Source organism: Parafilimonas terrae (genome assembly GCF_900115755.1).
In the GTDB taxonomy this organism is placed as follows: Bacteria; Bacteroidota; Bacteroidia; order Chitinophagales; family Chitinophagaceae; genus Parafilimonas; species Parafilimonas terrae.
The window spans coordinates 1-14181 of sequence record NZ_FOXQ01000002.1 but is presented as its reverse complement, the minus strand read 5'-3'; the positions used below and the strand labels follow the sequence as shown (position 1 = coordinate 14181).

Genomic DNA, 14181 nt, shown 5'->3' with positions numbered 1-14181 from the left:
GCTAATATGAAGCACTGTGTGCAACCCTAAAAGAAAGAAGATTTAAATTTGGGTAACTCATTATTCATGAATATGCAGAAAACATTAGAACATCTTAGTTATATTATTGATGCAACTGATGCTACGGTAAAACATTACGATAAAGCAGATCTGAAAAGGGTGCCTTATTTTTATTTAGGCCTATTAGAACGTATTAAAGCTTCATCTATTGGCTTAAGTGTGTTAATTCAATCTCTGAATGAAACACCTGAATCGGAATTTTCAGCCGGATTGGTTGTACGCACACTGATTCTTGATTTTTTTATGGGACTTAACGGATACGCAAAGCACAACGCAGCAAAACAAGCTGGAAAATCTCATGATGAAATAGAGTTAGAACTAGTAGAATTTTGCAACAGGATCTTCGCTGATGGGCTTAGATGGACAATTAATCATTTTAAATCGTTTAGGAAGGAGGATCTTTATAATGATGAACAGCTAGAAAAGGCATATGCGCAATTAACTGCACAATATCCGGCTTTTCTTGAACGTACCGGAACCGACGTTCCTAAAACGAAATATGCACCACCTGATAGCAACGGAGGCCTTTTTAGTGCCCTTGCTGCAAATAATGAGTTGAAAGAACTTTCGAGAAACTATGAAACCTACGCCTTTTATTCGAAATATGAGCATTTTAGTATCATGTCATACAGCCTGATGCGAAGGCCGGGACAAGATCAATTTACGACCTTATGGAAAGCAATAGAATTAATTGTACTTCATTTATATCTTTCAACGAGTATGTTAAGAGAATATTTGCCAGACGGAGATAACTATATTAAAGATACTAATGAAAAAGTCGGCAGATACATACATCGTAACATTTTCGGCGGCGTAGCCTAACAATGTCAGACGTTTGAATATTTAGATGTTTCCTTTCAATAATGTAATATGCGTTCAAATAGTTCTGTTTCACAGTGAAGCATAAACAGAATCCAGAAAATTGATGTAACATGAGCATTGAAATAAAGTTATCAAAGTATATCAAGGAATCTGATAAAGCCAGACAAATTTTATCAGAAAGGTTAGGCATCACAATTTCAAGTCTTGACTTTCAAATAGCACTAGGCTCTGTTCTTGGTTATGATGATCATGACAGCACAAGCGTTTTAGAACATGAATTTACAGCAGAACAAATGCTTGAAAAACTTGGTAATTATGAATTTAATTTTCCTGAAGAGATTGCAAGTGTAACGTTTGAACATTCAATTCTTCCTAAAAGTGTACCCCAAAGACTTGACGAAGAAGAGATAAAGAATAAAGGCGAGATCTGGGTAATTCATAAAAACGATAAAGACCCATTTCCGTCGGATCCTCATGCACATAACAAGGCAACAGGATATAAATTACATTTAGGTACCGGTGACCTTTATTCAAACAAAAACAAACCTTTAGATAAAAAGATATCAAAGAAATATTTGATTGCAATAAGAGATAAAGTAAAAAATATTGCTTTGCCGGATTTGTTAGTTTGATACGCCAATTTGTACAGGGGAAAATAAATTTACTTAAGGGTTTAAGAACTTAATCGCAGTGTGGTCTTCCGAAGAGATACGGGGGAACGCTTTTGTTGAATTATTGTTTTAAGAGAACTATTAAATTCGCGGCGCAGAAAAATAACTGAATGGAACATTATTTTGAGTTGCCCGTCACTATAAATGGAGAAGAGAAGTACTTTAAAGGAAGGCTGGCAACATTTGGATATGTGTATAAATTCTATATTATAGTAGATGGGCAGGAACTTGTTTTTGAGAAGGATGACGAACAGCAATACCGGGTATTGTCGGAAGGTGTTAAAGAAAAAGGTATCGATCCGGCTTTAATACAGGCAATCGTTACCATTCTTGACAAGCTGCATGACCGGTAACAGGGTCGAACAGTACGCACCATGACCATCAGGTTTTATCATCATATCTTTCCAGGCTATATTATTCTCATACTTTGTATTTAGTTTTGATTTAGTATTTCATGTTACAGGCATATCACACGAAGAATGGTACCGGCATATCTATATTCGGTAATTATGGTGAACTTAATTTGCTTTATGATATTATTCATCACATCGCTAATAGCCTCGACCAAAAGGAAGGTTCGCAGGAAGCGCAGTTTCAACTGCTGATGAATTTTGCCTACGAAGTCAGAAAAGCTACTTCAGGGCAACGGCTCAAAGAGCAATTTACTTTTGACGGGGATGATGTACAGCATACATTATATGGTTTTCAGCTTGTGTGGACCGATATTTTGATCCTCATCAGCGCATTAAGGCATAATGCAGGTTATACCTCAACAGATAAATTGCAGCAGGCCATACTATACCAGCTTGAATATATCACAGAACTAGCGCTGTTTGAATATGATCCGGTCGGGGCAAATGATATAAAAGATCTGATAGCCCGGGGAATAAATGTCAGCAGCCAGTATGCTTTTAATATTTACCAGGCATTGCATATTAAATATGTGACCGAAAAAGCCGGTAAATCAAGGTTCAGAAAAATACCGGAATTGATCGATACGCATTTTTCCGAATGGAGACAGGAGCATAAGAACCTGGTGGCATCCTTTCAGCGATTAGCGAAAGAGCAAAACTGTGCCATAGCAGACCTTGAATTTTCAGACTTCCCAGAGATCGTATGGTAGCATGCATACGCCGGATAGTATCTGTACGACTCCCGGCCGTTTAAGAACAGGAATGCTATGTATGCTCCGGTTTTTATGCACTACATTGTTATCCTTTTTTAACCACCAAATGTTTTAACCCCGGGTCATTCATCAGCCGTTCCATTTCAGATTGAATAATATCTTGTATATCCTGCTTTACCTGAAAATAATTGCGCTGCACCATGCTGTTATCCAGTTTGCGGACGACTTCGATATTCTTATAACCTTCTTCTTCTTTTTTCAACGCTTCGTGATCATTAATGATCTCGCAATGAAAAGCCTTTAGTTCAATTTTATTACCCGGATCATCGGCTACCATGCCTACAAATTCGCCCGAACTCAAAGCGGAAATTTTGGATGGAGGTATAGCAGCCTCCAGTTGTTTGGAACGGCTGATAGAAGTATCGCCGCTGTTAATAGAATAACTTTCCCTGTCCTGCAAGATCTTACCAAAGCGTTCGGAAAGTTGCTTCGCCGTATCGCCCGTTACCTGTCCGGCTATAATATTTCCCGTGATATTCATGATCACATCCGCCTGTTCCCGCCCGTAATCCTTACGCAGCTGGCTAAAATCCTGGATACCCAAACAAGTGGATACTTTATTACTGCGGGCCGTCGCGATCAGGCTATCCATATTATTTAAATAAATAGTAGGAAATTCATCGAACACCAGGCTGCTTTTCAGTTTCCCTTTTTTATTTACCTGTTTTACAAGACGCGTTACATACAGCGACAATACTGCACCGTATATCTGTATCTTCTGAGGGTTATTGCCCATGCAAACGATCTTCGGATCATCCGGGTTATTGATGTCCAGGTTAAAATCATTACCCGATAACACATAATATAATTGAGGGGAAGAAAGCCTTGCCATAGCTACCTTAGCGGAAGCGATCTGCCCTTCCAGTTGCTCCATGACATCATTCAGATAAGCATTCACAAAAGGATTGATCAATACCTCAATTTCCTTTTCTGTACGCAGCAAGGTAAACAGGCTGTCGTAATCCACCTGCATCAGTTCGATCACATGGGGCAGGGTACAGAACTCTCCGTCTTTATACTTACGTAAATACCATATCACTGCGGATAAAAAGTTGATGGGAGATTCTACGAAAAAATCACCCTGGCGCTTGATCCACTCACGGTTCAGTCCCATTAAGATAGTACGTGCCGATTCTGCCGCATCCGTGATGTCCGTCATGGCAGATGGCTCCAAAGGATTGCAGCGATGGCTGCGTGTTAAATCATCAAAATTGATCACATAAAATTTAGGTGTTTTAGCATATTTGTGTTTATGCTTTAGCCAGGAATTATAAGCAATTTTAGAAAGGTCATCGAACTTAAAATCATATACGAAAATGGTAAATCCTTTGCTGATATGCTGGGTGATAATATGACGGATGACAAAGTAGGATTTACCAGCACCTGGTGTACCTAATACCATTACTGCACGGAACGGGTTGATGATATTGATCCAACTGCTGCGTGTTTTGCTTTTTAAGCGATAACGTGCCGGCAGGTTGATGGAATATTCATTTTCCAGGAATCGTTCTTCCTGCGGAAACGTTTCATTTTCTTTGTTGAAAATATCCTTGTTGTTGAACCGGTCTTTGATGATGCGGGAAAGCAAAGTGCCGCCGGATAATACCAGCATAAAACCTGTGCCGGTGATACTTATATAGATGATCGCCTTTGTTTCCGGTGCAAGGGAAAGCAGCAGGGAAAGATAGCTTGCAAAATATAACAGCAAGCCCGTAATGATATAAGCAAAAGCAGCTTTATAGCTTAGTTTTTCGTCCTTTCGGCCTTTGGCGCCTAGTAAAGAAATGATCAAAAAGAGCAAGGCGACCAGCTTGCCCTTGACGAAATTTTTAAACAAACCTGTACGATAGATATTACCTAAGATGCGGTCGCTAAAAGGACTCACAAGACCCCAATGCTGAAATGCGGCATAGCAATAATAATAACAGTGTATCGCTAAAATAACAATGCTGATCAGCCTGGTCATATCCAGTATCTTTCTTAACGCCTGTTCGTTCTCTCCTGTCTGTGCAGCCATAATTATATGTTTTATTTGTTATCGGAAATATTCTTTCTTTTCTTCTTCTTTTTGTTCTTTCGTTTTAGCTGTCCGGGTATGTAATCAAATACCTGTTCAGGATGCATCAAAGCGTCTATTATATTGCCCGTGTCTCTGGAAGTATCATCAGGCTGAAAGCCGTCGGGATAAGCTTTGGTTTCTGCCGCAGCACCGGCTTGCGGCTGTAACCCAATATCCTGCTTAGGGGCTGGATGCGATAGCTGATCCTGCACCGTGCTACCTTTCTGCAGGCATCGTTCCTGCATGGCTTTCGCACTGTATTGTTTGCCCAGGTCACTTCCGTTAAAGATGCATTTGGTCTGATGATCTACATAGGTGACACCATATATTAAGCCGGCATCATTTTGACGAAACGCTACATGGATACCTTTTCTTTCCAGTTGCTTTACCAGTTCATCCAATGAAATCTTTTTGCTGAGCAAAGCCCTGTCTATCTCATTTTTTACACGGGCCTTAAAAGGTTGTCGGTTAGTGTTATTGACAGCATATTTGGTTTCGAGCAATTTCAAAGTGGGCTTGTTATAAAAATCACTGGCTTTTACCGGTACGCCAACAGGTTTTCCATCTTCATCCAGTATGCGGTAAACCAATCCGCCGCCCTGGAATATCCTGGAGCGTTCGCTGCCGCGATCAGCCATTACATTATATTGTTTTAGCACCGCATTCAGCTCCGGCAGGCTGGTATATTTATATTTATCCAACACTGTATCCAGCACATTGGTGATGGCCCTTTTGGTTTCTGTACGGCCGTACTGTACCTTACTGGCATCAACCGGTTTTAACCGGAACACTTCCCGTCGTGCATGGGCATCCGCTACTACCAACCCAAACATTTGTTCGATCTCTTTGCGTGCCGGTTCTGACTTACGAATGCCCAGGTGATGCAGGTTAATGAGGTCTCCGTTGGACTGGATATTAGTGCTGACAATATGAATATGCGGATGGCCTGCATCGTGATGCTGATAGATCAGATAAGGCTGTTCGCAAAAGCCTAATTTCTGCATATAAATGTTGGCAATTTCTACCAGCTTTTCTTTGCCCAGGCGTATCTCTGAAGGATCGAAATTGAGTGAAATGTGCACCGTTTTATATGCAACATCCCTGCGCAATGCTAACCTTTGCAACAGGTACCCCAACTTAATTTTCAGGGTCATATCTTCTGCATTCAAAGGGAAATTCTCCGCCCCTATACACTCCGCTACGCCTTCCTTTACCTTGTTCTCGTTATAGTTGAAAATACGGTGCATGGATTGGCCGGGTTTGATCACTGCAACCATATTCCGAGCAATTTTTTTACGGTGTTCCTGATATCATCCACCTTATTGGAAAGGATGTTTTTTTCGATCTCATAAGCGATCAGCCAGCTTCTGAATTCCGGGACATGATGCAGTGTATGCATCTTTTTTACTACCTGGTTGAAATTATTCCCAACGTTATTTAACTCGTTGCGAAGTCTGGTAAGTTCTGCCATTAGGTCATCCTGTGAGCTGTTACGATAAGTCGTAATAATGGGCTTATCAAAGAGGCTGTGGCGTATATAATCACTTAACTTCCGGCAGGCAGATGCCTTCCATTTCTTTTCCAGCTTTGCAAGCTCCTCCGGTGTTAACCTGCAGATGATCCTTTTGCTCCTGTTTGCTTTTTTCTCTTTCATCACATTATCATTTTCACGTTTAAAAATCAAAAATTCATTGATAATACACCGCCCACGAGTTCCGAGTGTGGGGCGGCCAGATCCGGTTGTACGACAACCGTTCATCTGGCCGATTGCTGAAAAGTTGCAATCTTCCAGCTTTAAGCACTTCTTGCCGCTACCTGCAAGTTTTTCGGACGTTTTAATTAATCGGCGCATTTAAAAAAAATTAAAATGGTCCTTATATTTTCCTGCATCATTTCATAATAATATTTTGCTTTTGATCATTTATATGGCTTCCCGAAATTCATTACCCAGGCATTGAAGTCCTTGTGGTTTTGATAGAGGCTGCTTTCATCCTTGTACTTACTGCTTAACGAAAGCGCATAACGGCTGCAATTTTGTCCGGCGGTATCGTTGTCGAGATAGAGCCTTATGGCCTTATGTTTTTCCATAAAAGGACGTGCAGTTTCAAAAAAAGAAAGAGAGTTCAGCACTGTAAAATCAAAGCGGTCTTCAGGTTCATTTTCATGGACGACCATGAAGGAAAGAAAGTCCATGAAGCCTTCAAAAACGATGACCTCATCCGCGCCATTATCAAAGGTGGTAATACCCTTTGGAGCACTACCTACCTTGAAGTAAGGATTACGGATTTCGAAGCCGCCGAGGTCGTTTTTGAAACCGATGCCATAGTACATTTTTTCGTTCAACTGATAACCCACTTCGCGGCAATAACGGTCTGCTACCTGAACAGGTATATGGCGCTCTTCGAAATAACGTAGCAAGGCATAGGAAGACAATGCTGTATCCCTCACTATTTTGAGCTTGTTATCTGATGTCGTTGTGATTAAAGTTTGTCCGTAACCCGGCTTTTGAAAAGAAAGAGAAGTGCTTAGTTTTTCAAGTAATTCACCAACCGTACAGTTATGATACAGGATGGCGAAATCAACCAGGTTGCCACCTTTGCCCAATCCATGATCGTACCACCGGTTTAGCCCGCGGTTGACTTTGAAAGAGGCTGTTTTTTCAGCCCGTAACGGAGAGCGATACCAGTAGTCGTTATTACGGACTTTTAAAGGCTCATAACCCAGTTCTGACAGGTAATGAACTATATCTATTTCTTTGGCTTCGCTGATGCAAAGCTGTTTGCTCCTGAATTCCATAAACTCACATTTTCAAACACACCATTCAGTTTCCAGATACAAAATTATACAGGTAATACAGGAATACCTATCCTCATCATATTTTGATGAGGATTGTGAAAATGGTATCGGTTAGTTTTGCCGTATAAAAATTTTAAAAAATCAAAACGAGTAGTTATGTTGACGACGAATGATGTGGCGCGGGTGTATGATACGATATTGAGTATCCCCGGCATGAATGAGACTGTGAAGATGGACATGAAGATCTCGCGCAAGAATGTGTTGCTGTTGCACAGCGTTATCAAGCGCGGTTTGTCTGTTAAGGGCGATGATGCAGCGCAGGGATTGCTGGCCAGCATCCCACAGGAAGCTTTGCAGGAATTGCAGGGCATCGCAGATGATTACCTTGACAAGGCAGGGTTAACAGAGCTAAGTGAAAAGCTAAGGGCACTTGGCACCAAGTAAAAGCGATTCTTCTAACTACCTGAAAAATACCCGTTCTCCAAGCAGCAGACACTATTTTTCAGGTGGTTATTTTTATTTTGTTTACCATTTCTGTTTTACAAATCTTTCTCACGATATCTCAAGGTCAGGTTCCGATGCTGGCTCGGTGAATTCCACCTTTTCCACGCCGATGCTGTTTATGGATTTACCTGTGTTATGAAATGCAATGATTGTATGGGTATGACTTGGCATTATAGTATAACCAATAATATAATAATTAGCTTTTTTCAATACATCAAACCATTTATAAACAAAATTATATCCATTCGTAATTTCAAATAATAGCAACCACCTTGTGCAGGTAAATGTAATAAAGTAACCACCATCTTTTTCTGATATTGTTTTTCTTACAGGCATTGTAATGAAGATAGAAATAATTTAGATTCTACTCATAGCACCGCACAACCCCTTGGCTTCCGCACAACCGCCTTGCAAGGAGACTGTCGGAGAAGAGAAGTAGTTATTCGTTATGATCTTCTATTATCAATAACGCAATGCATTATTATTATGCTGTTTCATTTTATTGATAGTACAGGAATGACCCATCGTACGCTTTTATTTCTTTGTTATTTTGTTGTTCATATTCGAGGGTAAGTAACCTAAATGCCTGTAGTGTCCTTTTTAATTTTCGGTATAAGACCATGACCGCGTTGACATCTAAGCTTTCATTTATAGCTCTTCGATAAGCTTCCATTTCTATAAAAAGGCAACCCTGTAATTTTCGTATTTCCTGCTGTAGGGCATCGTGCTCCATAGTCTTACAATTATAATAAACCGATTCTCAATGTGAATCCAAGCCAATAAAAAATAATATCTCAGTTATCAGAAGATATTAACATACCAACACATGGTACCTGCATGGCAAAACCTAAACTCAACAGAATTAATTGTAGTCTTTACTTGTTGAGGCACCATAAGTATGTTTATATAAAAACATGATAATCAAACACGATTTTTATGATCTTTTTGAAAAGTTCATAAAAGACACTCACACCGGGAAAAGATTAAAGCAAAACGGCCAAAGGGTTAATGAAAGTACCATTAGGAATTATTATAATACCCTCAGGCTCCTGAAAGCTTTTGAGCTCAAGAAAAAATTTCCGCTTACGCTTTATGAATTGAGGGGAAATAATAAGCGGGATTTTAATATGGCGAAACGGTACAGCAATTTATTTTATACTAAGTTTTGCAATTATCTGTTTGATGACCTGAAAGTCCTGAATAATTATGTTGGCCAAAATATCAAAATTATACGCAGTTTTTACAACTGGTGTATTTATGAAAAAGGTATAAACAGCGGCTTTTTTCATAAGAAATTTTATGCCCTGCATGAAGAACCTCCTATACTTACTTTATCAATTGATCAATTGAATTTCCTGATTTTTAATGAGGCATTTAATCAACAACTGAACCCTCATTTGCAAAAAGCAAAGGATATTTTTATCATCGGTTGTGTTACAGCATTGCGCATAAGCGATATTAAAAGGCTCAGGCAGCATCACATAATAAGACGTGACGGAGCAACATATCTGAATATCACCTCCCAAAAAACAGGATATGAAAGTCTCATAAAGCTGCCTGGTTTTGCAACGGCTATTTTAGAAAAATACAAATGCAAACAAAAGCTATTATTGCCTGTTCCTATCCTGTGCCGCTTCAACCTGCGCATTAAAGAAATCTGTGCGCTGGCGGGCTGGACATGGCCAGTGTCGAAACAGCGTAAAAAAGGCAGTAAAACAATAGAGCTTAAACCACCCGGTAACAAACCTTACAGGTTCTGCGACCTCGTAAGCAGCCACACGATGCGGCGTACATGCATTACCAATATGCTCATATCGGGCATGCCGGAGCATATCGTTAAAAAAATAAGCGGGCATACCACTGACAGCAAGTCTTTTTACAGGTATGTGGAGATAGCGCAAAAAGTGGCGGATAATGAAATTGATAAGATTCACAGCATGCTTAAACGTTCAGAAAAAAACACTTAAAACCTTGCACATTTTTGCTAATTACTGCAATTTAAAGCCCTATTTTTATAACGGGAAGCATTTGAAGTTCTTTGAATTAGGTGCGAAGTGATTATTATCCCGGCGGGATAGTAGTCATTGGCCGATTCTATATACGCCTTGCAAAAACTTACCGTAACATTATCCGAGCTCACCTGTATCTTCTTATCACTTATAACAGCCAGCACATTACCCAAATGGTTCGTAAGCTCATAATGCTTCTGTCCAGGTTAAATGCTCGCTGTTTACCGGTGCATCCCCTGCTGTATATATTAGCTACATTATCTGAATATTACTTAGGAAAAACAAAAGACTTTAATTCTTTATCAAATTTTATTGTTTGCCTTTGAGTTATGTCTGATTCTTTTAATAATGCATTATAAATTAAATAAGCAATAATTACGTTTGTAGTATCTACTTCATGATACTCAATATTTTTCACTCGTAGAGTCAAACCAATTCTTTGCATACTATGTTCCAAAAAATAAGTTGCACCAAATAAAATACCAGCTCGCCATCGTTCAAATGGCCAATCTACTTGCATTTGTAATTCTCTATAATATTCTGTTATCTTAAATTCAATTTCTACTTCGCCATAAAATCCATAATTCTCTATTTGTTCTGCCATTTTAAAAGACGATATTTTCATTTCCATAATCTATTTTGGAGCTTTAATTCCTAATTCACTTAGCTGTTTAGTTGTTTGTTTTACACCGTTCAAATAAAAACTTGTATTCTTAAATAAAGTAACATCACTTATTACTTGCTGTAACTCCCAAGAAGTATATCTACCTACAAAAATATTGGCATCTCCCGCAAGGGCCTCTTGTATATTTAACCCGCTTAATTCAAAATGAACTGTTCCTTTAGATGCAATTACTTTATCGGTAACAAATTTAAACGCACCGCCGCAACCTTCAAAATGAGATGGATTATATATTCCAAGATTTGCCCATTCAGTATAAAATGGTGCTCCTGTTTTAGCCGCCGTAGCCGCCGTAGCACCGCCATTTTTCATCATGCCCAATGTTATATCTATGCTATTGCCAGTTCCTTTTGTCAAAAAGAATGGAGATACATCTAAAGCAAGAAGTGCCGCATTTCCTGCTGCCCCCCAATAATTGCCATCTTTAATATTATAGTAAATCCCAAAAGAATGATCAACAGGAGCTTTCGCCATTTGTACAGGAGTATTTGCCAATCCAAATCCAACTCCCGCGGCAAATGGATCAGAGGCTGTCGCATTTGAATATATCTGATTCTTTAAATTTTGTATTGCAAGTTGATTAGAACGCTGCTTAGCATACTTACTGTTATCTGCCTGTTTAAATATTGGTTGATTTGCTAACGCCTGTGCAGCTTTTTGCGCTGCCATTTGCTTCTGCTTTTCAGCTATTTGAAGTTGCAATTGAACTCCTTGTTGAAGTAAATTTTGTTGGGTTTTCATCCACTCTTCCATACCATCCAAATCTGTAGCCCAGATTGGTTTGTTGCCTGCAAATTGATATGGTGAGTACCACGGATATTTTTGGGTTAACGGGTCCACGCTTATGAAGCGACCACTAAGCTTGTCATATTCTCTGCTGCCGTAATCTTGCCAGCCCGGTTCAGCTTCGGTATCATCTTCTTTTCCGTTAAATCCATAGCGATAGCTTGATGTTGAACTTGCCGTATAACCCCTCATTGGCATTTGTATACCGCCGGTATGCAAATGCCAATGAGGACGTACACTGCCTCAAGTTCTTTATTTTACAGGTATGGGTTTAATGGTAAGGAAAATGATAATGAGGTTAAAGGAGAAGGGAATCAACAAGACTATGGGAATCGCATTTATGACCCGAGGGTGGAAAGATTTTTAAGCGTTGACCCTATAACTAACAGCTATCCGGAACTAACACCATATCAGTTTGCTTCTGGCAATCCCATAATGAATATAGATATTGATGGTTTAGAAGGAATGGCAGGTAATATGGCGAGCCCGGGTAAATGGCATATACCAGGTGATGCAAATGACGATGGGCATTTAACAAAGCAAGAGTTGAAACAGGGCGGTACAATTATGACCGGTACCGCTTTATTGCCAGTGGAAGTATTTGTAACGAAGGGGTGGATTACAAGGACTTTATTTGCTTCTCAAATTGCAGGGGCATTTGAACACAACAGAGCAACAACACCAGAGGGAAGAATTGCTCAGGACATGAGGTCAAGGAGTGCTTTAGCAGATGCTTTAATATCTTGGGGTGCAGGTAAAATCCTTGGAGTTTCTTTTGAAACTGGTATGTCTGCTTTGAAGGGAGTAGCTAAAAGTAGATTTAATTTTGCTAAAGATTTTTATGAATCAGCAGGATATAATGATATTAAAGCTTTGTCTCATACTAAGGGAGTAGATTTGACAAACAAAGTGTTTGAAACAACACTTAAGAAGGGAACTGAACTTGAACAATGGACTTTTCTTGATAAAAATGGCAAACCAATACTTGGAGATTACTATACTTTACCGGGTGCCAACCCAAATAAATTAGGAATATCATTAAACGATCCGATGTTGGGTAACAGAGTTAAAACTACGGTTATACTGAATGAAGACACAAAATTTCTTCAATCAACTGCTTCTGACATCGAAAACTGGAATAAACCAGGCGAGATTCTTAAAGGAGGGGAAACTCAATTTTTTCAAACAAATGTAAAGGTTGAAGTAAAAAAGTAAAGACTAAAATGAAAATAAGTCAAATCAAAATTGAAGATATTCAAACGATATATTTTTTAATTGAATCAAATAATTATAGCTGTAACAGGTTAATTGAGATAATAGATAAAAATGTCACTACTCAAAAAATAAATGAGAATGAAAGTACCATAATACTTAATAAAGTGTCCGAAAACATTTCAACTATAGTTTTAGGCTGTGAAATAAGTAGAATTAAAACCATTACTTTTTATGGAAATATAAATGTTACGCCAAAAGAACTTTGGAATATATTCAAAAAGTATCGTGAGGGTTATTCAATACATGATGATTTATACTTTTACTTTTTCAATGAAGACAAAGAAAGTAGAAATTATATATTATCCTTTTTTGATCCATCTCATAAGCAAGTCGATATTTATAATAGTAATGAACATCTCTCCAATATTACATTGACATGGTAATTTAACGTGAGTTTTGGATGTTCATCGGTTAAAAATGTTAGGAAATCTTTCCAAGAAAGTATAAACACAAATAGCAGCAAATACGTTCAACGAGGCATTGATGGGGCTTTGATGCCTGGTATGTTCAATGTCATAAATTGTTTTAAGAACGTCATTGATGGATTCTATCATACCCCTTTTCTTTAGCAATAAGGCACTACCACAGCAATGGATAACCTTATCTACAGCTATACGGCAAATACCAATCAACTTGACCATATTGCAGATGCTGTGGCTGCAGCCAATTACAGCACGGATATAGACAATCAAAGCAGCGGTAATTATAATTATGATGCTATTGTTGTAATCTTACAGAAGATGTGCAGGCCGGCATTACCAATATCAGTTGGACGGTATATGGCAAGATCAACAGCATTACCAGGGGCGGCAGCACCATAACCTACACGTACGATGCCGCAGGCAACAGGATAAGCAAGACAGTTGCAGCATTACACCTGGTATGTGCGGGATGCACAGGGTAATGCAATGGCGGTATATACGAAAGGCGATGCCGGTATAAACAGTGGAGCGCTTACACAAACAGAAGCGAATATTTATGTAGAGCATCACAAGAAAAGAGAGCTATTTCGTTTGGTGCAGACACAACCGATAGGGAAAAGTAAAAGCCTGCGCAAGAAAAATAAAATGTCGCAGCTTGACCTGGAAGTGGCTACCGGCATCAATCACAGCGATATCAGCCGCATAGAAAACGGTAAGCTTAACATAGAGTTTTTTACGATGGTTAAACTGGCTGCCGCACTTAATGGTGAACTGGTTGATTTCTTTAAATAAGTATACTTTAAAAAGCCGCTGGTTGCTCAACGGCTTCCTTTAAAACTAAAACTACTTTATATACTGCAATACCCAGTTTAAACTATCTGGAAAAGGAACATTATAATCTTTAAAATC

19 protein-coding genes are annotated in these 14181 nt (G+C 39.0%); 11 read left to right on the top strand and 8 right to left on the bottom strand.

Going from position 1 to position 14181, the window contains the following annotated elements; all coding sequences use genetic code 11:
* The first annotated feature begins 66 nt into the window (after positions 1-66).
* From BM015_RS04895 to BM015_RS04880, 4 genes are all read left to right on the top strand, one after another.
* The gene (locus tag BM015_RS04895) at positions 67-882 is read left to right on the top strand and encodes a hypothetical protein (RefSeq protein ID WP_177191815.1); all 816 of its coding nucleotides are present in this window, start codon (positions 67-69) and stop codon (positions 880-882) included.
* A gap of 110 nt (positions 883-992) precedes the next feature.
* Positions 993-1514 (top strand): hypothetical protein, encoded by a 522-nt coding sequence (locus tag BM015_RS04890; RefSeq protein WP_090655354.1) that lies wholly within the window; start codon positions 993-995, stop codon positions 1512-1514.
* A gap of 149 nt (positions 1515-1663) precedes the next feature.
* A complete protein-coding gene (locus BM015_RS04885) occupies positions 1664-1906 on the top strand; it encodes a hypothetical protein (RefSeq protein ID WP_090655351.1) in 243 nt (80 codons plus the stop codon).
* A 101-nt stretch (positions 1907-2007) separates the two neighbouring features.
* A complete protein-coding gene (locus BM015_RS04880) occupies positions 2008-2676 on the top strand; it encodes a DUF6904 family protein (protein ID WP_090655348.1) in 669 nt (222 codons plus the stop codon).
* Between the two features lie 88 nt (positions 2677-2764).
* Here the strand turns inward: BM015_RS04880 and mobC are convergent, their stop codons facing one another.
* The 4 genes from mobC to BM015_RS04860 form a co-directional block, all read right to left on the bottom strand.
* Positions 2765-4756 (bottom strand): conjugal transfer protein MobC, encoded by a 1992-nt coding sequence (gene mobC, locus BM015_RS04875; RefSeq protein WP_090655345.1) that lies wholly within the window; start codon positions 4754-4756, stop codon positions 2765-2767.
* 11 nt (positions 4757-4767) lie between these two features.
* Positions 4768-6075 carry a relaxase/mobilization nuclease domain-containing protein gene (locus BM015_RS04870; protein ID WP_090655339.1) on the bottom strand — a complete coding sequence of 436 codons (1308 nt, stop codon included), beginning with the start codon at positions 6073-6075 and terminating at the stop codon, positions 4768-4770.
* Complete coding sequence (locus BM015_RS04865; RefSeq protein ID WP_090656134.1) at positions 6063-6452, bottom strand: plasmid mobilization protein; 390 nt, start codon at positions 6450-6452, stop codon at positions 6063-6065. The genes BM015_RS04870 and BM015_RS04865 overlap by 13 nt, the downstream gene beginning before the upstream one ends.
* Positions 6453-6715: 263 nt before the next feature.
* Positions 6716-7594 (bottom strand): toprim domain-containing protein, encoded by an 879-nt coding sequence (locus BM015_RS04860; RefSeq protein ID WP_090655336.1) that lies wholly within the window; start codon positions 7592-7594, stop codon positions 6716-6718.
* A 156-nt stretch (positions 7595-7750) separates the two neighbouring features.
* Here BM015_RS04860 and BM015_RS04855 point away from each other — a divergent pair, with 156 nt between their 5' ends.
* Complete coding sequence (locus BM015_RS04855) at positions 7751-8038, top strand: hypothetical protein (RefSeq protein WP_090655333.1); 288 nt, start codon at positions 7751-7753, stop codon at positions 8036-8038.
* A 108-nt stretch (positions 8039-8146) separates the two neighbouring features.
* Here BM015_RS04855 and BM015_RS04850 read toward each other — a convergent pair whose 3' ends face one another.
* Complete coding sequence (locus BM015_RS04850) at positions 8147-8434, bottom strand: hypothetical protein (protein ID WP_090655331.1); 288 nt, start codon at positions 8432-8434, stop codon at positions 8147-8149.
* Between the two features lie 578 nt (positions 8435-9012).
* Between BM015_RS04850 and BM015_RS04840 the strand changes: the two genes are divergently transcribed.
* Positions 9013-10065 carry a tyrosine-type recombinase/integrase gene (locus BM015_RS04840; RefSeq protein ID WP_090655325.1) on the top strand — a complete coding sequence of 351 codons (1053 nt, stop codon included), beginning with the start codon at positions 9013-9015 and terminating at the stop codon, positions 10063-10065.
* Between the two features lie 310 nt (positions 10066-10375).
* Here the strand turns inward: BM015_RS04840 and BM015_RS04835 are convergent, their stop codons facing one another.
* Both BM015_RS04835 and BM015_RS04830 read right to left on the bottom strand, forming a co-directional pair.
* Positions 10376-10711, bottom strand: coding sequence for a hypothetical protein (locus BM015_RS04835; RefSeq protein WP_143075752.1), 336 nt, complete (start codon positions 10709-10711; stop codon positions 10376-10378).
* A gap of 30 nt (positions 10712-10741) precedes the next feature.
* Entirely contained in the window at positions 10742-11767 is a 1026-nt protein-coding gene (locus BM015_RS04830; protein ID WP_177191814.1) for an RHS repeat domain-containing protein, read from the bottom strand.
* A gap of 33 nt (positions 11768-11800) precedes the next feature.
* On the opposite strand from BM015_RS04830, the gene BM015_RS04825 reads away from it, so the two are divergent.
* Both BM015_RS04825 and BM015_RS04820 read left to right on the top strand, forming a co-directional pair.
* The gene (locus BM015_RS04825; RefSeq protein WP_177191813.1) at positions 11801-12790 is read left to right on the top strand and encodes an RHS repeat domain-containing protein; all 990 of its coding nucleotides are present in this window, start codon (positions 11801-11803) and stop codon (positions 12788-12790) included.
* Between the two features lie 8 nt (positions 12791-12798).
* Positions 12799-13233, top strand: coding sequence for a hypothetical protein (locus tag BM015_RS04820; RefSeq protein WP_090655312.1), 435 nt, complete (start codon positions 12799-12801; stop codon positions 13231-13233).
* 21 nt (positions 13234-13254) lie between these two features.
* On the opposite strand, the gene BM015_RS22045 is transcribed toward BM015_RS04820, so the two are convergent.
* Positions 13255-13491 carry a transposase gene (locus BM015_RS22045; protein WP_090655309.1) on the bottom strand — a complete coding sequence of 79 codons (237 nt, stop codon included), beginning with the start codon at positions 13489-13491 and terminating at the stop codon, positions 13255-13257.
* Between BM015_RS22045 and BM015_RS21495 the strand changes: the two genes are divergently transcribed.
* From BM015_RS21495 to BM015_RS04805, 3 genes are read left to right on the top strand one after another with little or no spacing between them, the layout of a single operon-like run.
* Positions 13441-13671: a hypothetical protein gene (locus tag BM015_RS21495; protein ID WP_177191812.1), complete on the top strand. Its 231-nt coding sequence runs from the start codon at positions 13441-13443 to the stop codon at positions 13669-13671. The two genes, BM015_RS22045 and BM015_RS21495, sit on opposite strands and share 51 nt — an antisense overlap.
* Positions 13593-13754 (top strand): RHS repeat domain-containing protein, encoded by a 162-nt coding sequence (locus BM015_RS04810; protein WP_090655307.1) that lies wholly within the window; start codon positions 13593-13595, stop codon positions 13752-13754. Before BM015_RS21495 ends, BM015_RS04810 begins: the two co-directional genes overlap by 79 nt.
* Positions 13714-14064, top strand: coding sequence for a helix-turn-helix domain-containing protein (locus BM015_RS04805; RefSeq protein ID WP_245751235.1), 351 nt, complete (start codon positions 13714-13716; stop codon positions 14062-14064). The genes BM015_RS04810 and BM015_RS04805 overlap by 41 nt, the downstream gene beginning before the upstream one ends.
* Positions 14065-14181 lie beyond the last annotated feature (117 nt).